Annotated in this window: 1 protein-coding gene and 1 pseudogene; both read left to right on the forward strand. The window is 73.9% G+C overall.

Annotated elements, in window-relative coordinates:
- Nucleotides 1–17: 17 nt before the first annotated feature.
- A pseudogene (locus AC156L_RS11025) lies at nt 18–7286 on the forward strand (type I polyketide synthase); the annotation flags it as partial.
- Between the two features lie 182 nt (nt 7287–7468).
- Complete coding sequence (locus AC156L_RS11030) at nt 7469–22282, forward strand: type I polyketide synthase (RefSeq protein WP_330876152.1); 14814 nt, start codon at nt 7469–7471, stop codon at nt 22280–22282.
- Nucleotides 22283–22287 lie beyond the last annotated feature (5 nt).

Genomic DNA, 22287 nt, shown 5'->3' on the forward strand with positions numbered 1-22287 from the left:
TGGACGACTTCCGCGCGGTGGTCTCGACGCTGACGTTCCACGAGCCGAAGATCCCGATGCTGGGCGAGGTGACGGACCCGGAGTACTGGGTGCGGCACGTCCGGGAGGCGGTGCGGTTCGCCGACGCGGTCACGACGCTGGAGGCCAAGGGCGTCACGACGTTCCTGGAGCTGGGTCCCGACGGCGTGCTCACCGCGATGGGCCAGGAGTCCGTCCGCGACGCGGTGCTGATCGCCGGCCTGCGCAGGGACCGCGACGAGGCCAAGACGCTGGTCGCCGCCGTCGGCAAGGCGCACGCCCGCGGTGTCGACGTGGACTGGGCCGCCTACTTCGCCGGGACCGGCGCGCGGCGGGTCGCTCTGCCGACGTACCCGTTCCAGCGCGAGCGGTTCTGGCTGGAGGGCTCCGGTTCGGTCGGCGACGTCACGTCGGCAGGCCTGGACTCGGCGGACCACCCGCTGCTCGGCGCGGTCCTGCCGATGCCCGACGGCGGTGTGCTGGCGACGGCGCGGCTGTCGGTGGCGTCGCACGGCTGGCTCGGTGACCACGTGGTCGCGGGCGCGGTCGTCGTGCCCGGCACCGCGCTGGTCGAACTGGTGGTCCGGGCGGGTGACGAGGTCGGCTGCGGGCACCTGGAAGAACTGCTGCTGCGCGAACCCCTCGTCCTGCCGGAGCGCGGAGGCGTCAGCCTGCACGTCGCGGTCGGCGAACCGGACGACGGCCGCCGCGCGGTGACCGTGCTGTCGCGGCCCGACGGCGACGAGGTGCTGTGGACGACCCACGCCACCGGCTTCCTGACCGACCAGACCACCGCACCGGACTTCGACCTGACCACCTGGCCGCCGGCCGGCGCCACCGCGCTCGACGTGACCACGCTGTACGACGACCTGGCCGCGAGCGGACTCGTCTACGGCCCGGTGTTCCAGGGCCTCAAGGCCGCGTGGCGCGACGGCGACGACCTCTACGTGGAGGCCGAGTCGGAGCACCGCCAGGCCGCCGAGTTCGGCGTGCACCCGGCACTGCTGGACTCCGTGCTGCACGCCATCGGCATCGGCCAGACCGGACCGGGCGCGCTGCCGTTCTCCTGGGCGGGCGTGAGCCTGTTCGCCGCGGGCGCCTCGGTGCTGCGGGCCAGGGTCACCACCCGCGGCGGCTCCGTCACCGTGCTGGCCGCCGACGGGACGGGAGCACCCGTCGTGCGGGTGGACTCGGTGGTGCTGCGGGAGTTCGGCGGCATCGACCGCAAGGCCACCGACCCGCTCTACGGCGTCGAGTGGACGGCCCTGCCGACCGACGACGTCGCCCCGGACCCGGACGCCCAGGTCCTGGTCGTGCCGGACGGCGACCTGCACGACGTGGTCGCGGGTGTGCTGGCCGACCTCCAGGAGTTCCTGGCGGGCGAACGGGACCGGCTCGTCGTCGTGACGTCCGGCGCGGTGTCGGTCGCGGGCGAGGACGTGTCCCCGGCGCAGGCCGCCGTGTCCGGGCTGGTGCGCTCGGCGCAGTCGGAGCACCCGGACCGGATCGTGCTGGTGGACAGCGACGACTCCGCACCGCTGGTCGGCTTCGGCGAACCGGAGATGGCGGTCCGCGGTGGCGCGGTGTACGCGCCGCGCCTGGTGCCGCTGGCGCTGGGAGCCCGCAAGACCCTCACCGGCACGGTGCTGGTCACCGGCGGCACGGGCGGACTGGGCGCGGAACTGGCCCGGCACCTGGTCGCGGAGCACGGCGTGCGGCACCTGGTGCTCACGTCCCGCCGCGGCCTCGCGGCACCGGGCGCGGCCGAGCTGGTCGCGGAACTGGACGCACGGGTCGACGTGGTCGCCTGCGACGTCTCGGACCGCGCTGCCGTGGAGAAGCTCCTCGCGGGCGTCGAGAACTTGACCGGTGTCGTGCACACCGCCGGTGTGCTGGACGACGGCGTCCTGGAATCCCTGACGCCGCGGCGCTTCGCGACCGTGCTGGCCCCCAAGGCCGACGCGGCCCGGCACCTGCACGAGCTGACCGGTGAGCTGGAGCTGTTCGCGCTGTTCTCGTCCTCGTCGGGTGTGCTCGGCGCGCCGGGCCAGGCGAACTACGCGGCGGCCAACACCTACCTGGACGGCCTCGCCGCCCACCGCCGCGCCACCGGCCAGGCGGCGATCTCGCTGGCCTGGGGCGTGTGGGAGCAGACCACGGGCATGGGCGCGGGCCTCTCGCCCGCCGACCTCGCGCGGATGGCCCGCGCGGGGATGCCGGTGCTGCCCGTCGCCGACGGGCTCGCGCTGTTCGACGCCGCCCTGCGGGCGGACACGGCGCTGGCGCTGCCGATGAAGCTCGACACCGCCGTGCTCCGCACGAGCACCGAGGTGCCCGCCCTGCTGCGCGGCCTGGTCCGCGCGCCGAAGCGCCGCACCGCCGCCAAGGCGTCCGCCGAATCGGCGCGGTGGTCCCAGAAGCTCCTGGGAGTCCCGACCGAGGAGCAGGACCGGCTGCTGCTGGACCTGGTGCGCGGCCGGGTCGCGACCGTCCTGGGCTACCGGGACGCCGGCCAGGTCGAACCGGGCCGCGGCCTCGTCGAGATGGGCCTGGACTCGCTGTCCGCCGTGGAGCTGCGCAACGCGCTCGGCGCCGCGACCGGACTGCGGCTGCCCGCGACCGTGGTGTTCGACTACCCGACCTCCCTGGCCCTGGCCGCGCACCTGCGCACCGAGCTGGTGGACGAGGACGAGGTCGTCGAGCAGGTCGTGGCGGCGAAGGTCGCGAACGACGACCCGATCGCGATCGTCGCGATGGCCTGCCGCTTCCCCGGCGGCGTCCGGTCGCCGGAGGACCTGTGGCAGCTCGTGCTCGACGGCCGCGACGCGGTGTCCGGGTTCCCGACCGGTCGCGGCTGGGACCTCGACGGCCTGTACGACCCGAACCCCGACGCCATCGGCAAGACCTACACCCGCGAGGGCGGGTTCCTGCACGAGGCGGGCGACTTCGACCCGGCGTTCTTCGGGATCTCGCCGCGGGAGGCCCTGGCGATGGACCCGCAGCAGCGACTGCTGCTGGAGACGTCGTGGGAGGCGTTCGAACGCGCGGGCATCGACCCCACGACGGTGCGGGGGAGCCGCACCGGCGTGTTCGCGGGCCTGATGTACCACGACTACGCCACGAACCTCGGGACCGTCCCGGACGAGGTCGAGGGCTACCTCGGCACCGGCACCTCCGGCAGCGTCGTGTCCGGCCGCGTCTCCTACACGTTCGGCCTCGAAGGCCCGGCCGTCACGGTCGACACGGCCTGCTCGTCGTCGCTCGTCGCGCTGCACTGGGCCGTGCAGGCCCTGCGGACCGGTGAGTGCGACCTCGCGCTCGCCGGTGGTGTGACCGTCATGGCCACGCCCGACACGTTCGTCGACTTCTCCCGCCAGCGCGGGCTGTCCGCCGACGGCCGTTCCAAGGCCTACTCCGAGGGCGCGGACGGCACCGGCTGGTCCGAGGGCGTCGGCGTGCTCCTGGTCGAGCGGCTCTCCGACGCGCGGCGCAACGGCCACCAGGTCCTCGCCGTCGTCAGGGGCAGCGCGATCAACCAGGACGGCGCGTCCAGCACGCTCACCGCGCCGAACGGCCCGTCGCAGCAGCGGGTCATCCGCCAGGCCCTCGCGAACGCCGGTCTGTCCACGTCGGACATCGACGTGGTGGAGGGGCACGGCACGGGCACGCCGCTCGGCGACCCGATCGAGGTGCAGGCGCTGCTGGCCACCTACGGCCAGGACCGCGAGACCCCGCTGCTGCTGGGCTCGCTCAAGTCCAACATCGGTCACGCCCAGGCCGCGGCGGGCGTCGGCGGTGTGATCAAGATGGTGCAGGCCCTGCGCCACGGGGTCGCACCCAAGACGCTGCACGTCAGCGCGCCGACCTCGCACGTCGACTGGGCTTCCGGCTCGGTCGAGCTGCTGACCGAGCAGCGCGAGTGGCCGAGCGCGGGACGTCCGCGGCGCGCGGCGGTGTCGTCGTTCGGCATCAGCGGCACCAACGCGCACACGATCATCGAGCAGGCGCCCGAAGCCGATGTTCCCGCGGCCGACCGGAAGTCCCCGGCGCTGGTCCCGATCGTGCTGTCCGGCAGGACCCCGGAAGCGCTGAGGGCGCAGGCACGACGGGTGCCGTCGGCCGACCTGCTGGACCTCGGGTTCTCGCTGGCCACCTCGCGGGCCCGGTTGGAGCACCGCGCGGTGCTCGTGGCCGAGGACCACGACGACCTGACCAGGCAGCTGGAGGCGTTCGAGCCGACCGGTGCCGCGGTCGGCGGGCGGCTCGCGTTCCTGTTCACCGGCCAGGGTTCGCAGCGGATCGACATGGGACGTGAGCTGCACGAGGCGTTCCCGGCGTTCGCCAAGGCGTTCGACGAGGTCGCCGCCGTGCTGGACGTCCGCTTGGACGAGTCCCTGGACCGCACGGAGTTCGCGCAGCCCGCGCTGTTCGCCGTCGAGGTCGCGCTCTACCGCCTCGTCGAGTCGTGGGGTGTCCGCCCGGACTTCCTGGCGGGCCACTCCATCGGCGAACTGGCCGCCGCCCACGTCTCCGGGGTGCTGACCCTGGAGGACGCGGCCGTGCTGGTCGCGGCGCGCGGCTCGCTCATGCAGGCCCTGCCCGAGGGCGGCGCGATGGTCGCCGTCCAGGCCGCGGAGGAGGAGGTGCGACCGCACCTCACCGACCACGTGTCCATCGCGGCGGTCAACGGACCGAACTCGGTGGTCGTCTCCGGCGCAGAGAGCGCCGTGGCCGACGTGCTCGCCCACTTCGGCGACCGGAAGTCCAAGCGCCTGGCCGTGTCGCACGCGTTCCACTCGCCGCTGATGGACGACGTGCTCGACGAGTTCCTGGTCGTCGCGAAGGGCATGGCGTTCAACGCCCCGCGCATCCCGATCGTCTCCACCCTCACGGGCGCGATCGCCACCACCGAGGAGCTGTGCTCGCCCGAGTACTGGGTGCGGCACGTCCGCGAGGCCGTGCGGTTCTCCGACGCGGTGCGGACCCTGGAGGCCGAGGGCGTGTCCACGTTCCTGGAACTGGGCCCGGACGCCGTGCTCACCGCGATGGGCGCGGACAGCGTGACCGACGCCGAACTGGTGCCCGCCCTGCGGAAGAACCGGCCCGAGGCCCGCACGCTGCTCGCCGCGCTGGGCAGGATCCACGAGCGGGGCGTGCCGGTCGACTGGGCCGCGTACTTCGCGGGCAGCGGCGCTCGGCGGATCGACCTGCCGACGTACGCGTTCCAGCACGAGCGGTTCTGGCTCGCGGGCGACCCGGCCGCGATCACCGTGGACGAGGTGGACGCCCGGTTCTGGGAGGCCGTGGAGAACGGCGACCTGGAGTCGATCAGCTCGACCCTGGCGCTGGACGGCGACCGGCCGCTCAGCGAGGTGCTGCCCGCGCTGTCGTCGTGGCGCCGCACCCGCCGGGAACGCTCCGCCGCCGACGGCTGGCGCTACCGGGTCCGCTGGGAGCGGATCACCACGGGATCGTCGACGGCGGGCCGCTGGCTGGTCGTGGCACCGGAGAACGGCCACGACGCCGCCCTCCTGGCGGGCCTGACCGCCCGCGGTGTCGAGGTCGTGCCGGTCGACGCGTCGACCGACCGCGACCGGCTCGCCGAAGAGCTGATCACCGCCGGCCCGGTCGACGGCGTGCTGTCGCTCGCGGCCGACCCGCTGTCGACCGCGGTCCTGGTGCAGGCCCTCGGCGACGCCGTGGTCGACGCGCCCCTGTGGTGCCTGACCCGCGGCGGGGTGTCGACCGGCGGCGAGGACGTGGACCCGGTGCGGTCCGGGGTCTGGGGACTCGGCCGGGTCGTCGCCCTGGAGCACCCGAACCGCTGGGGTGGCCTGGTCGACCTGCCGTCCACCCTGGACGACCACGCGCTGGACGCCCTCACCGCCACCCTGGCGGGCACCGAGGACCAGGTCGCGATCCGCGAGAACGGCGTGTTCGGCCGACGCCTCGCGCACGCACCCGCCGAGGACGGCGCCGCGGAGTGGACACCGAGCGGCACGGTCCTGGTCACCGGCGGCACGGGCGCGCTCGGCGGGCACGTGGCCCGCTGGCTGGCCGGTGCGGGCGCGGAGCACCTGGTGCTCACCTCCCGCCGCGGTGCCGCCGCACCGGGAGCCGCGGAGCTGACCGCCGAACTGGAGGCCCTCGGCGCACGGGTCACCGTGGCCGCGTGCGACGTCGCCGACCGGGACGCCGTCGCGGCACTGGTGGCCGAGCACCCGCCGACGTCCGTGGTGCACACGGCGGGCGTGGAGCTGTTCCAGCCGCTGGAGGACCACGACCTGGCCGAGTTCGACGCCGTGCTGGCGGCGAAGGTGGCCGGGGCCCGGAACCTGGACGAGCTGGTCGGGGACGTGGACGCGTTCGTGCTGTTCTCCTCCATCGCGGGCACGTGGGGCAGCGGCGGCCAGTCCGCCTACTCCGCGGCGAACGCGGCCCTCGACGGCCTGGCCGAATCGCGGCGAGCCCGCGGCCTGGCCGGTCTGTCGGTCGCGTGGGGCCCGTGGGCGGACGGCGGCATGGCCGACGGCGACGCGGCGGAGCAGCTCCGCCGCCGGGGCGTCACGGTGATGCCCGCCGAGCAGGCCGTGGCCGCGCTGCGCACGTCGCTCGCGCAGCGGGACACGACCATCACGCTGGCCGACGTGGACTGGGCGCTGTTCGCGGCGGTGTTCACCGCGGCCCGACCCAGCCCGCTGCTCAGCGAGCTGCCCGAGGTCCGCGACGCGGCCACCGGGACGCCCGCCGAGCCCGAGACGTCCGGCCTGGTCAGCCGTCTGAGCGCGGTGAACCCGAAGGAACGCGACCGGATGCTGCTGGACGTGGTCCGGACGCGGGTCGCCGCCGTCCTCGGGCACGCCGGGATCGACGCGGTCCAGCCCACCCGCGGCTTCAGCGAACTGGGCTTCGACTCGCTGTCCGCCGTCGAGCTGCGCAACACGCTCGGCGCGGCGACCGGTCTGGCGCTGCCCGCGACGCTCGTCTTCGACTACCCGACGTCCGCCGCACTGGCCCAGTTCCTGCGCGGCAAGCTCGCGCTCGACGAGCAGGAGGCGACGCCCGTGCTGGACGAGCTGGGGCTCCTGGAGAGCGCCGCGGCCCGCACGGACCTGGGTGAGCAGGACAAGGTAGGGGTGGTCGCCAGGCTCCAGGCGCTGCTCGCCAAGTACTCGTCCGCCGTGGAGGCCCCGAGCGTCGCCGAACAGCTCAACACCGCTGATGACGACGCCATCTTCGACTTCATCGACAAGGAGTTCGGAGTGTGACCCGAATTGCCTCGACAACCGAATAAGGGCACCTGTTTTCCCAGCTCCAGGGGGTAAATGGGTAGGGGGCGCCTAGGGGGCCGTCAGGGGTGTCATCCCTGACGGCCCCTCGTTAGTTTTCGAATCAGTGGTCTGTCGGAAGTGCCGGAGACGTGCTGGTTTCTGTGAAGAGGTGGCGTTGAATGTCCAACGAGCAGAAGCTTCGTGATTACCTCAAGCGGGTGACCGCGGACCTGCACAACACGCGCCACCGTTTGCAGGAGGTGGAGGAGAAAGGACAGGAACCCATCGCGATCGTCGCGATGGACTGCCGTTTCGCGGGTGGAATCTCCTCGCCCGAACAGCTCTGGGACTTCATCGTCGACGGCCGCGACGCGATCGTGCCTTTCCCCACCGATCGCGGCTGGGACCTGGAGAACCTGTACCACCCGGACCCCGAGAACGAGGGCACCTCCTACATCACGGAGGGTGGCTTCGTCGACGGCGCCGCCGACTTCGACCCCGGCTTCTTCGGCATCTCCCCGCGCGAGGCGATCACGATGGACCCGCAGCAGCGGTTGCTGCTGGAGACCGCGTGGCGCACGTTCGAACGCGCGGGCATCGACCCCCAGTCCCTCAAGGGCAGCCGCACCGGTGTGTTCACCTCCACCAACGGCCAGGACTACTTCTCCGTCGTCACCGAGGGTGACTTCGCCGGTCTCGAAGGCCACATCGGCACCGGCACCGCGGCCAGCATGGTGTCCGGCCGCCTCTCCTACACGTTCGGCCTCGAAGGCCCCGCCGTCACCGTCGACACCGCTTGCTCCGGGTCGCTGGTGACGCTGCACCTCGCCGTCCAGGCGCTGCGCGGCGGCGAGTGCGACCTGGCGCTCGCGGGCGGCGCGACGATCATGTGCACGCCCGGCGCGTTCATCGACTTCAGCCGCGCCCGCGGCCTGTCCGCCGACTCCCGCTGCAAGTCGTTCGCCGCCGGTGCCGACGGCACGGTGTGGGGCGACGGCGTCGGCCTCGTCCTGGTGGAACGCCTCTCCGACGCCCGCCGCAACGGCCACCAGGTCCTCGCGGTCGTGCGCGGCTCGGCGGTCAACCAGGACGGCGCGTCGAACGGACTCACCGCCCCCAACGGTCCGTCGCAGCAGCGCGTGATCCGCAAGGCGCTGTCGAACGCCGGTCTGACGCCGCTCGACGTCGACGTGATCGAGGCCCACGGCACCGGCACCAAGCTGGGCGACCCCATCGAGGCGCAGGCGCTCATCGCGGCCTACGGCCCGGAGCGCGAACGCCCGCTGCTGCTCGGCTCGGTCAAGTCCAACATCGGCCACACCCAGGCCGCCGCCGGTGTCGCCGCGGTCATCAAGACCGTCCTGTCGCTCCAGCACGGCGTCATCCCGAAGACGCTGCACGTCGACGAGCCGTCGCCGCAGATCGACTGGAGCTCCGGCGCGGCCGAGCTGGTCACCGAGACCCGCCCGTGGCCCGAGACCGGTCACGCCCGCCGCGTCGGCGTCTCGTCCTTCGGTTACAGCGGCACCAACGCCCACGCGATCCTGGAGCAGGCTCCACTCCTCGATGTGGAGGTGGCCGAGCGCCACGAACTGCCGATCGTGCCCGTGGTGCTGTCGGGCAAGACCCCCGAGGCGCTGCGCGAGCAGGCCGCGAACCTGGTCCCGCTGGTGGAGCGGGGGATCGACCTCGCCGACCTCGCGTTCTCCGCCGCCACCACGCGGGCCAACCTGGAGCACCGGTCCGTGCTCGTCGCCGACGGCCGCGACGACCTGCTCGCCGGTCTCGTCGCACTGGCCGACGGCTCCACCGCACCCGGCCTGGTCCGCGACGAGGCCGTGATCGGCCGCACCGCCGTGCTGTTCACCGGCCAGGGCAGCCAGCGGATCGCGATGGGCCAGGAGCTGTACGCCGCGTTCCCGGTGTACGCCGAGGCCTACGACGCCGTGTGCGCGCACCTGGACCCCCGCCTCGCCGAGGCGATGGCCGACGCGGACCTGCTCAACCGGACCGAGTTCACCCAGCCCGCCCTGTTCGCGATCGAGGTCGCGCTCTACCGCCTGGTCGAGTCCTGGGGCGTGCGCCCCGACTTCCTGGCGGGCCACTCGATCGGCGAACTCGCCGCCGCCCACGTCGCCGGGGTGCTGTCCCTGGCCGACGCCGCCGCGCTGGTCACCGCGCGCGGCAAGCTGATGCAGGCCCTGCCGACCGGCGGTGCGATGGTCGCGGTGCAGGCCACCGAGGACGAGGTTCGCCCCCACCTGACCGACCGCGTGTCCATCGCCGCGGTCAACGGGCCCCGCTCGGTCGTCGTCGCGGGCGACGAGGACGCGGTCGAGCAGGTCGTGGCGCGCTTCGCGGACCGCAAGTCCAAGCGGCTCACCGTGTCGCACGCGTTCCACTCGCCGCGCATGGACGGGATGCTGGCCGAGTTCCGGACGGTCGCGGCGGGTCTGTCGTTCCGCGCCCCGATGATCTCGATCGTCTCCACGCTGACCGGCGGGCTCGTCACGGCCGAGGAGATCACCTCGCCGGACCACTGGGTCAAGCACGTCCGCGAGGCCGTCCGCTTCGCCGACGCGGTGAAGACCCTGGAAACCGCCGGTGTGGCGACGTTCCTGGAGCTGGGCCCGGACGGCGTGCTGACGGCGATGGCCGCCGAGAGCACGACCGCCGCCCTGGTGCCCGCGCTGCGCAAGGACCGCTCCGAGGTGCGGAGCGTCGTGTCCGCGCTGGGCGCGGTGCACAGCCGTGGCGTGCGGGTCGACTGGTCCTCCTACTTCGCAGGCTCCGGCGCGGTGCGCGTCGAGCTGCCCACCTACGCGTTCCAGCGCGAGCGCTACTGGCTCGACGGCACGAAGTCCAAGCAGGACGTGCGGTCCGCGGGCCTCGGCGCCACCGACCACCCGCTGCTCGGCGCGGTCCTGCTCTCGCCCAACGGCGAAGCCCTGTTCACCGCCCGCCTCTCCCGGTCCGGCAACGCCTGGCTCGCCGACCACGTGGTCGCGGGCAACGTCGTCGTGCCCGGCACCGCCCTGGTCGACCTCGCCATCCGCGCCGGTGACCAGCTCGGCTGCGGCCACCTCGACGAGCTGCTGCTCCAGGCGCCGCTGGTGCTGCCCGAGCGCGGCGGCGTCATGGTGTGCGTGTCGGTGTCCGAGCCCGACGCCTCCGGCCGCCGCCCGGTCACCCTGTACTCCCGCCCGGAGGGCGACGAGGAGACGGCGTGGACCACCCACGCCACCGGTGTCCTCGCCGACGAGACCGTCTCCGCCGGGTTCGACCTGACCGCGTGGCCGCCGCCCGGCGCCGAGCCGGTCGAGGTGGGCCCGGTCTACGACGACCTGGCCGGTGCCGGCCTGTCCTACGGCCCGGTGTTCCAGGGCCTCAAGGCCGCGTGGCGCGACGGCGACGACGTGTACGCCGAGGTGGCGCTGCCCGACTCGGAACACCGCCAGGCCGCCAAGTTCGGTGTGCACCCCGCGCTGCTCGACGCCGTGCTGCACGCCCTCGCGCTGAACTCGGGGAAGGGCGAGGGCGGCTCGCTGCCGTTCTCGTGGAACGGCGTGAGCCTGCACGCCGCGGGCGCGACGGTGCTGCGCGCCAAGATCTCCCCGTCCGGCCACGGCGACGCGGTCTCGGTGCACGTCGCCGACGGCGGCGGCTCGCCGGTCGCGCGGATCGACTCCCTGGTGCTGCGGCCCATCGGCGGCCAACCGCTGAAGTCCGCCACCGGTCACGCCGACTCGCTGTTCCGCATCGACTGGACGCCGCTGTCCCTGGAGGACAAGGCGCCCGACACCAACGCGGTCACGCTGGTGGTCCCGGACGGCGACGTCCGCGAGGTCACCGCCTCCGTGCTCGCCGACGTGCAGGCGTTCCTGGCCGAGGAGTCCGACGCGGTGCTGGTCGTGGTGACCAGCGGTGCCGTCACGGCGCTGCCCGGCGAGAACACCACGAACCTGGCGCACGCCGCCGTGTCCGGCCTGATCCGGGCCGCGCAGTCCGAGCACCTCGACCGGATCGTGCTGGTCGACGCCCCGGAGGGCCTGCTGGGCACCGAGGTCGCCAGCGGCGAGAGCGAACTGGCGGTCCGCGGCGGCAAGGCCTACGCGCCCCGGCTGGTGCGGGCGTTCTCCGGCACCGTCCCCCGCTTCGACGCCGAGGGCCCGTGGCGGCTGGACTTCTCCGCGCAGGGCACCGTCGACAACCTCATCACCGTCCCGTGGCCCGAGGCCGAGCGCGACCTGGAGCCCGAGCAGGTCCGGATCGGCGTCCGCGCGGCGGGCGTGAACTTCCGCGACGTCATGAACACCCTCGGCATGTACCCCGGTGACGCGGGCCTGATGGGCCTGGAGGCGGCCGGCGTCGTGCTGGCCGTCGGGTCCGCCGTGGACCGCCTCGCCGTCGGCGACCGGGTCATGGGCATGATGGACGCCTCGTTCGGCCCCGTCGCGCTGGCCGACCACCGCATGGTGTGCCCGATGCCCGACGGCTGGTCGTTCGCCGAAGCCGCCGCCGTGCCGCTGGTGTTCCTGACCGCCCTGTACGGCCTCAACGACCTGGGCGGCCTCAAGCCCGGCGAGTCGGTCCTCGTCCACGCAGCCGCCGGTGGTGTCGGCATGGCCGCCACGCAGGTGGCCCGCCGGCTCGGCGGCGAGGTCTACGGCACCGCGTCCACCGGCAAGTGGCACGTGCTGCGCGCGGCCGACCTGCCCGAGGACCACATCGCCTCCTCCCGCACCACGGACTTCGAGCGGCAGTTCACCACCGCCACCGGCGGACGCGGCGTCGACGTCGTCCTGGACGCCCTCGCGGGCGAGTTCGTGGACGCCTCCCTGCGCCTGGCCGGTCTCGGTGACGGCGGCCGGTTCGTCGAGATGGGCAAGACCGACATCCGCGACGCCGACGAGGTCGCCGCCCAGTACCCCGGCGTCACCTACCGGGCGTTCGACCTGATCGAGGCCGGGCCCGAGCGCATCCGCGAGATGCTCTACCAGCTCTACGACTGGTTCTCCGCGGGCGACATGAGCCCGCTGCCGGTCACCACCTGGGACCTGCACCGCGCACCCGAGGCGTTCCGCTACCTCGGCCAGGCCAAGCACATCGGCAAGGTCGTCCTCACCATCCCGGCGAAGCTCGACGGCACCGTCCTCATCACCGGCGGCACCGGTGGTCTCGGCGCGGAACTGGCCCGGCACCTCGTCGGCCAAGGAGTTCAGCACCTCGTGCTGACCTCCCGCCGAGGCCCGGACGCGCCCGGTGCCGCCGAACTGGTCGCGGAACTGGACGCGCGGGTCGACGTCGTGGCCTGCGACGTGTCCGACCGCGCCGCCGTGGAGGCGCTGCTGGCGGGCATCCCGAACCTCTCCGGCGTCGTGCACACGGCCGGTGTGCTGGACGACGGGGTCCTGGAATCCCTGACGCCCGAACGGTTCGACGCCGTGTTCGCGCCGAAGGTCGACGCCGCCCGGCACCTGCACGAGCTGACGCTGGACCGAGACCTGGCCGTGTTCGCCCTGTTCTCCTCCTCGGCCGGTCTGCTGGGCTCGCCCGGCCAGGCCAACTACGCCGCCGCCAACACCTACCTCAACGGCCTCGCCACCCACCGCCGGTCGCTGGGCCTGCCCGCCGTCGCGATGGACTGGGGCCTGTGGGACCAGAGCGCGGGCATGGGCGCGGGCCTGTCGAAGGTCGACCTCGCCCGCATGGCCCGCGCGGGCATCCCGGCCCTGTCGGTGCCCGAGGGCCTGTCGCTGTTCGACGCCGCGCTCGCGCTGGACGCGGCCGTGGCCGTGCCGATCAAGCTCGACCTCGCCGCGCTGCGCACGAGCAAGACCGAGCTGCACCCGCTGCTGCGCGGCCTGGTCCGCCAGCCGGTGCGCAGGGCCGCCGCCGGTAGCGGCGCGGAATCCTCGCAGTGGAGCCAGAAGCTCGCCGCGCTGAGCCCCGCCGAGCAGGACGACCTGCTGCTGGACATGGTCCGCGGCCAGGTCGCCATCGTGCTCGGCTTCTCCTCCGCCCACCAGGTCCAGGCCGGTCGCGGCCTGGTCGACATGGGCCTCGACTCGCTGTCCGCCGTGGAGCTGCGCAACACCCTCAGCTCCGCCACCGGTCTGCGGCTGCCCGCCACGGTCGTCTTCGACTACCCGACGCCCCAGGCGCTCGCCGGTCACCTCCGCGAGGAACTGGTCGACACCGGCGACTCCGGCGCCAAGAAGGCCGTCGCGTCCACGGTCGGCTCCGACGAGCCGATCGCGATCGTGTCGATGGCGTGCCGCCTGCCCGGCGGTGTCCGGTCGCCGGAGGACCTGTGGGACCTGGTGACCTCGGGCCGCGACGCGATCACGCCGTTCCCCACCGACCGCGGCTGGGCCACCAAGCTCGGGTTCGACGTGTCCGGTGGAGGTTTCGTCGAGACCGCGACCTCTTTCGACCGCGACTTCTTCAGCATCAACCCGCGCGAAGCGCTGGCGATGGACCCGCAGCAGCGGATGCTCCTGGAGACCACGTGGGAGACGTTCGAGCGCGCCGGCATGGACCCGACGTCCGTGCGGGGCAAGCAGATCGGCGTCTACATCGGCGGCAGCGCCACCGACTACGGCGACGGCATGGACATCCCGGAGGAGCTGGCGGGCCTCGTGCTCACCGGCATCACCCCCAGCGTCATGTCCGGTCGCATCGCCTACACGTTCGGCCTGGAAGGCCCCACGTTCACCGTCGACACCGCCTGCTCGTCCTCGATCGTCGCGCTGCACCTCGCCGCGCAGGCCCTGCGCAACGGCGAGTGCGACAGCGCGCTCGTCGGCGGCGTCATGGTCCTCGCCACGCCGTCCGTCTTCGCCGAGTTCGCCACGCAGAGCGGTCTCTCGCCCGACGGCCGCTGCAAGGCGTTCTCCTCCGGCGCCGACGGCACCGGCTGGTCCGAGGGCGTCGGGATGCTCCTGGTGGAGCGCCTGTCCGACGCCCGCCGCAACGGCCACGAGGTCCTCGCCGTCGTGCGGGGTTCCGCCATCAACCAGGACGGCGCGTCCAGCACGCTCACCGCCCCCAACGGCCCGTCGCAGCAGCGCGTCATCCGCCAGGCCCTCGCCAACTCCGGCCTCACGCCGGACGAGGTCGACGTGGTCGAGGCGCACGGCACCGGCACGCGGCTCGGTGACCCGATCGAGGCGCAGGCGATCCTGTCCACCTACGGCCAGGACCGCGACCGCCCGGTGCTGCTGGGCTCGCTGAAGTCGAACCTCGGCCACACGCAGGCCGCCGCCGGTCTCGCGGGCATCATCAAGATGGTCGAGGCCCTGCGCCACGGCGTCGCGCCGAAGACCCTGCACGTCGAGGAGCCGTCGCCGCACATCGACTGGGCCGCGGGCGCCGTCGAGCTGCTGGCCGAGAACACCCCGTGGCCCGAGACCGGCCGTCCCCGCCGGGCCGCCGTGTCCGCGTTCGGCATCGCGGGCACCAACACCCACCTGATCCTGGAGGAGGCGCCCGCAGCCCGGCCCGAGAAGGTCGAGCGGACGTCGGTTCCGCTGGTGCCGGTGCTGGTGTCGGGCAAGACGTCCGAGGCGCTGCGCGAGCAGGCCGCGAACCTGGCCGCCTACCTGCACGACGAGAACACCGAGCTGGTCGACGTCGGCTACTCGTCCGTGGCGACCCGTGCGACGTTCGACCACCGCGCGGTGGTCGTGGCGCGGGACTGGAACGAGCTGATCGACGGCCTGGACGCGCTCGTGCTCGGCCAGGCGCCGACCGGTGCCGTGGTGGACGGGGCCCTCGCCGTCCTGTTCACCGGCCAGGGTTCGCAGCGGCTCGGCATGGGCCGCGAGCTGCACGAGACGTTCCCCGCCTACGCCAAGGCCTTCGACGAGGTGTGCGCGGAGTTCGACGTGCCGGTCCGCGAGGTCGTCTTCGGCACCGACGCCGACGCCCTCGACCAGACCGGTCTCACGCAGCCCGCGCTGTTCGCCGTCGAGGTCGCGCTGTACCGGCTGGTCGAGTCGTGGGGCGTCAAGCCCGACTACCTGGCGGGCCACTCCATCGGCGAACTCGCCGCCGCCCACGTGTCCGGCGTGCTGTCCCTGGCCGACGCCTGCGCGCTCGTCGGCGCTCGCGGCCGGTTGATGCAGGCCCTGCCGACCGGCGGGTCCATGGTCGCCATCCAGGCCACCGAGTCCGAGGTCCGCGCCCGGCTGGTCGGCCGCGTCTCGATCGCGGCCGTCAACGGCCCCACGTCGGTGGTCGTGGCCGGTGACGACGACGCCGTGGAGGCCGTCGTGGCCGCGTTCGCGGACCGACGCACCAAGAAGCTCAGCGTCTCGCACGCGTTCCACTCGCCGCGCATGGACGCCATGCTCACCGACTTCCGCGCGGTCGCCGACCGGCTCACGTTCCACGCGCCGCGCATCCCGATCGTGTCCACGCTGACCGGGCAGCTCGCAGACCCGGAGGACCTGGCGTCGCCCGACTACTGGGTCCGCCACGTGCGCAACGCCGTCCGGTTCGCCGACGCCGTCCGCACGCTGGAGGGCAGGGGCGTCAGCACGTTCCTGGAGTTGGGCCCGGACGGTGTGCTCACCGCGATGGGCCAGGACAGCGTCACCGACGCCGTGCTGGTCGCCGGGCAGCGCCGCGACCGGCCGGAGGCCAAGGGCCTGCTGCGCGCGGTCGGGCTCCTGCACGCCCGCGGTGTCCGCGTCGACTGGTCCGCGTTCTACGAGGGCAGCGGCGCGCAGCGCGTCGACCTGCCCACCTACGCCTTCCAGCGCGAGCACCTGTGGTTCGAGCCCGCCAAGGAGGCCGGGTACGCCCCCGACTCGATCGAGGCCAAGTTCTGGGACGCCGTCGAGCACGAGGACCTGGCGTCGCTGGGCGCGGCACTGTCCGATGAGGACTCGCAGGCGTTCGACGCCGTGCTGCCGGTGCTGTCGCGCTGGCGCAGGGACGCCCGCAGCGAGTCCACCGTGGACGGTTGGCGCTACCGGGTCGAGTGGCGGCCCACCGACGTCGGCACCGCCTCGGCCCGTGGCCGCTGGCTGGCCGTCGGGACCGACGACGCCGCGTCCGCGCTGACCGACCGCGGGGTCGAGGTCGTCACCGTCACCGACCCGGCGTCCGCCGCCGACCTCGGCCGGTTCGACGGCGTGCTCGCGTTCCCCGCCGACGTCACCGAGGCGCTGCTGACCGTCCAGGCGCTCGCCGACGTCGACGCGCCGCTGTGGCTGGTGACGCGCGGAGCCGTGATGACCGGCCGCGCCGACCGCCCCAGCACCCCCGAGGCCGCGCAGCTGTGGGGCCTCGGCCGGGTCGTCGCCCTGGAGCACCCCGAGCGCTGGGGTGGCCTGGTCGACCTGCCCGCCGACCTCGACAAGCGCGCCGCGGACCGGTTCGCCGCCGTGCTGGCCGGGTCCGAGGACCAGGTCGCCGTCCGCTCGTCCGGCGTCTTCGGCCGCAGGATCGTCCACGCCCCCGCGGGCGCGGGAACGGCGTGGACGCCGCGCGGCACCGTCCTGGTCACCGGCGGCACCGGCGCGCTCGGCGGGCACGTCGCCCGCTGGCTGGCCGGTGCGGGCGCGGAGCACGTCGTGCTCACCTCCCGCCGCGGCGCCGGGGCACCGGGTGCCGCCGAGCTGACCGCCGACCTCGAAGCCCTGGGCGCTCGCGTCACGATCGCCGCGTGCGACGCGGCCGACCGCGACGCCGTCGCCGCGCTCGTCGCCGAACACCCGCCCACCGCCGTCTTCCACGCCGCGGGCACGGACCACACCGAAGCGGTGGAGGGACATCGGCTCGACACGTTCGCGCGGGTGCTGGCGGGCAAGGTCTCCGGTGCCCAGCACCTGGACGAGCTGGTCGGGGAGGTCGACGCGTTCGTGCTGTTCTCCTCCATCGCGGGCATCTGGGGCAGCGGCGGCCAGGCCGCCTACGCCTCCGCCAACGCCCACCTGGACGCGCTCGCCGAGTCCCGCCGGGCCCGTGGGCTGACCGCTCTCGCGGTGTCCTGGGGCCCGTGGGCCGACGCGGGCATGGCCGTCGAGGGCAGCGACGCCGCCGAGCAGCTCCGCCGCCGCGGTGTGGTCGGCATGGCGACCGCCCCCGCGATCACCGCGCTGCGCCGGGCGATCCGCGCCGACGACACCACCGTCACGGTCGCCGACGTCGACTGGACCCGGTTCGCGCCGGTCTTCACCGCCGCCCGGCCGAGCCCGCTGCTCGCCGAACTCCCCGAGGTCGCCGAGAAGCCCGTCCAGACCACCGAGGACTCCTCGCTGGCCCGCCGGATCGCGGCCCTGCCGGAGGCCGAGCAGGCGCACGCGCTGGTGGAGCTGGTGCGCGCGCAGGTCGCCTCGGCCCTCGGCCACGCCTCCGCCGACGCCGTCCGCCCGGACCGCGCGTTCAAGGAGCTGGGCTTCGACTCGCTGACCGCCGTCGAGCTGCGCAACAGCCTCGTCACCGCGACCGGGCTCAGCCTGCCCGCGACGCTGGTGTTCGACTACCCGAACCCGGCCGCGCTCGCCGCGCACCTGCGCACCGAGCTGGTCGGGTCCCGCTCCGCCACATCGAACACGACAGCGCTGACCCCCGTCACCGCGGCCGTGACCGACGACCCGATCGCGATCGTGGCCATGTCGTGCCGCTTCGCCGGTGGTGTCTCGTCGCCGGAAGACCTGTGGAGCCTGCTCGTCGAGGGCCGCGACGCGATGACCGGCTTCCCCGCCGACCGCGGCTGGGACCTCGACCTGTACGACCCGGACCCCGACGCCGCGGGCAAGTCCTACGCCCGCGAAGGCGCGTTCCTGCACGACGCGGGGGAGTTCGACCCGGCGTTCTTCGGGATCAGCCCCCGCGAGGCCCTGGCGATGGACCCGCAGCAGCGCCTGCTGCTGGAGACGTCGTGGGAGGCGTTCGAGCGGGCCGGGATCGACCCGGCGTCCGTGCGCGGCCAGCAGGTCGGCGTGTTCGCTGGCACCAACGGCCAGGACTACGGCGCCGCGCTCACCTCGCTGCCCAGCGAGCTGGAGGGCTTCTTCGGCACCGGCAACGCGGCCAGCGTGTTCTCCGGCCGCATCTCCTACACCTTCGGCCTGGAGGGCCCGGCCGTCACGGTCGACACCGCGTGCTCCTCCTCCCTCGTGGCCCTGCACCTCGCCGTGCAGGCGCTGCGCAACGGCGAGTGCGACCTGGCCCTGGCCGGTGGCGTGACGATCATGTCGTCGCCGGGGGCGTTCATCGACTTCTCCCGCAACCGCGGCCTGGCCGTGGACGGGCGCTGCAAGGCGTTCGCGTCCGGCGCCGACGGCACGGCGTGGGGCGAGGGCATCGGGATGCTGCTCGTGGAGAGGCTGTCCGACGCGCGGCGCAACGGCCACCAGGTCCTCGCGGTGGTGCGCGGCACGGCCGTGAACCAGGACGGCGCGTCGAACGGCCTGACCGCCCCGAACGGTCCTTCGCAGCAGCGGGTCATCCGCCGTGCGCTGGACCGCGCGGGCCTGGCACCGTCCGACGTGGACGTCGTCGAAGCCCACGGCACGGGTACCGCCCTGGGCGACCCGATCGAGGCGCAGGCGCTGCTCGCGACCTACGGCCAGGACCGGGGAACGCCGCTGCTGCTGGGCTCCGTGAAGTCCAACATCGGCCACACGCAGGCCGCCGCCGGTGTCGCCGCGATCATCAAGTCCGTGCTGGCGATGCGGCACGGGATCGTGCCCAAGACCCTGCACGTCGACGAGCCGTCCGCGCAGGTCGACTGGTCCGCCGGTGCGGTCGAACTGGCGACCGAGACCGTCGAGTGGCCCGAAACGGGCCGCGTTCGCCGGGTCGGCGTGTCGTCGTTCGGCATGAGCGGCACCAACGCCCACGCCATTGTGGAGCAGGCTCCAGCCGAACCGGAGGTGGAGCGGGCCCCCGTTCCCGTTGTGCCGATCATCCTGTCGGCCAAGACCCCGCAGGCCCTGCGCGAGCAGGCCGCTCGCCTGATGACCGTGGACGCCGACCTGGCCGACATCGGCTTCACGCTGGCCACCGGCCGGGCCGGGCTGGAGCACCGCGCGGTGGTCATCGCGGGTGGTCCCGACGAGCTGGAACGCGGTCTCACGGCCGTGGCAGGCGGCACCGGGGCGCCCGAGGTGGTGCGCGGGTCGACCGCGACCGGCCGACTGGCGTTCCTGTTCACCGGTCAGGGCTCGCAGCGGCTCGGGATGGGGCGTGAGCTGTACGAGGCGTTCCCGGTGTTCGCGGACGCGTTCGACGCGGTGTGCGCCCGGTTCGACCTGCCGCTGCGCGACGTCGTGTTCGGCGACGACGCCGACCTGCTGAACCAGACCGGCTACACGCAGCCCGCGCTGTTCGCGGTCGAGGTGGCGCTGTTCCGGCTCACCGAGTCGTGGGGCGTCAAGCCCGACTACCTCGCGGGCCACTCCATCGGCGAACTCGCCGCCGCCCACGTGTCCGGGGTGCTGTCGCTGGACGACGCGGCCACGCTCGTCGGCGCTCGCGGTCGGCTGATGCAGGCCCTGCCGACCGGCGGCGCGATGGTCGCCCTGCAGGCCACCGAGGGTGAGGTGCTGGAGCACCTGACCGACCGGGTCTCGCTCGCCGCCGTCAACGGGCCGTCGTCGGTCGTGGTGGCCGGTGACGAGGACGCCGTGCGGGACGTGGTCGCCCGCTTCGGCGACCGGAAGTCCAAGCGCCTGGCCGTGTCGCACGCGTTCCACTCGCCGCGCATGGACGCCATGCTGGAGGAGTTCCGCGTGGTGGCGAAGGAACTGACGTTCTCCGCCCCGCGCATCCCGATCGTCTCCACGCTGACCGGGGAACTCGCCACCGCCGAGGAGCTGACCTCGGTCGACTACTGGGTCCACCACGTCCGCGACACCGTCCGCTTCGCCCACGCCGTGCGCACGCTGGAAACCGCCGGTGCGTCGACGTTCCTGGAGCTGGGCCCGGACGCGGTGCTGACCGCGATGGGCGCCGAGAGCGCCACCACCGCCACCCTGGTCCCGACGCAGCGGGCCGACCGGTCCGAGGTGCCCGCACTGCTGGGCGCGCTCGCCGCACTGCACGTGCGCGGCGTGGCGGTCGACTGGACGCCGTTCTTCGCCGGTTCCGGCGCCCGCCGGGTCGACCTGCCCACCTACCCGTTCCAGCGTGAGCGCTTCTGGCTCGCCTCCGACGAGAACCCCGGCACGGACGCCCTGCGCTACCGCGTCGAGTGGACGCCGGTCGCCGACGGCGGCCCCGCGGCCACCGGCCGCTGGCTGGTCGTCACCCCGGCGGGTGCGGAGGAGTCCGAGCTGGTCACCGGCCTCGGGCAGCGCGGTCTCGACGTGGTCACCGTCGGCTCGTCCGACGACCGGGCCGCGCTGACCGCCGCGCTCGCGGGTGTCGACGCGGTCGACGGCGTGCTGTCGCTGTCCGACAGCGCCACCGACACCCTGGTGCTGGTGCAGGCCCTCGGCGACGCCGAGATCGGCGCTCCGCTGTGGGCGGCGACCCGCGGCGCGGTGTCGACCGGTTCCGGCGACCCGGTGCTCAGCCCCGCGCAGGCCCAGGTCTGGGGCCTCGGCGTGGTCGCCGCGCTGGAGCACCCCGACCGCTGGGGCGGCCTGATCGACCTGCCGGAAGCCCTGGACGGGACCGTGCTCGACCACCTCGCCCGCGTCCTCGCGGGCACCGAGGACCAGGTCGCGATCCGCGAGGGCGGCGTGCTGGCCCGCAGGCTGGCGCACGCGCCCGCCGGGCCGTCCACCGGTCCGTGGACGCCGCGCGGCACCGTCCTGGTGACCGGCGGCACCGGAGCGCTCGGCGGGCAGGTCGCCCGCTGGCTGGCCGGTGCGGGCGCGGAGCACCTGGTGCTCACCGCCGCCCCGGACGCCGAGGAGGCACCGGAGCTGCTGGCCGAACTGGCCGACCTCGGGGTCAGGACCACGGTCGTGCGCTGCGACGTGACCGAACGCGACCAGGCCGCCGTGGTGGTCGACCAGCACGCGCCGAACGCCGTGGTGCACGCGGTCGAGGTCGGCCAGTCGACCCCGGTGCGGGACAACGACCTCGCGGAGTTCTCCTCGGTCCTGTCCGCCAAGATCATGGGCGCGGCGCACCTGGACGACCTGCTCGGCGACACCCCGCTGGACGCGTTCGTGGTGTTCTCCTCCACGGCCGGTGTCTGGGGCAGCGCCAACCAGGCCGCCTACGCGGCGGGCAGCGCCTTCCTGGACGCGCTGGCCCAGCAGCGCCGGGCCCGCGGCCTCGCGGGGCTGTCGGTGGCGTGGGGCCCGTGGGCGGGTGGCGGGCAGGACGAGGTGCTGCGCCGCAGCGGACTCCCAGCCCTCCGGCCGGAACGGGCGGTGGCCGCGCTGCGGCAGGCCGTCGAGTCCGGCGACACCACGGTCACCGTCGCCGACGTCGACTGGGACCGCTTCGCGACCCTGTTCACCGCCGCCCGGCCGAGTCCGCTCATCGCGGACCTGCCGGAGGTGCGCAAGGCGCTCGCGGTCGAGACCTCCGACGGCGACAGCGCGCTGCGGACCACCCTCCTGGCGCTGCCCGAGACCGATCGTGACCGCGTGCTGCTGGACCTGGTGCGCGAGCAGGTCGCCGCGGTGCTCGGCCACGCGAACGCGGGCGGCATCGAGGCCGACCGGGCGTTCCGCGAACTCGGCTTCTCCTCGCTCACCGCGGTGGAGCTGCGCAACAACCTCAACGGCGCGACGGGGTTGACGCTGCCCGCCACGCTCGTCTTCGACTACCCGACCCCGCTCGTCCTCGTGGACCTGCTGCGCACCGAACTGCTGGGTGACGCGGCGGAAACCGAGGTGCGCCGAGCGCTCGCCGGACTCTCGCTGGACCGGCTGCGCGACGCGGGCCTGCTCGACGCCCTGTTGCGGCTGGTGAACGGCGAAGCCGAAACGGTCGCCGCCGACGACGGGGACTCGGTCGACGACATGGACGTCGACAGCCTCGTCTCGATGGCCCTCGACAGCAGCAACTCCTGATCAGC

It is taken from the genome of Umezawaea sp. (genome assembly GCF_057122925.1).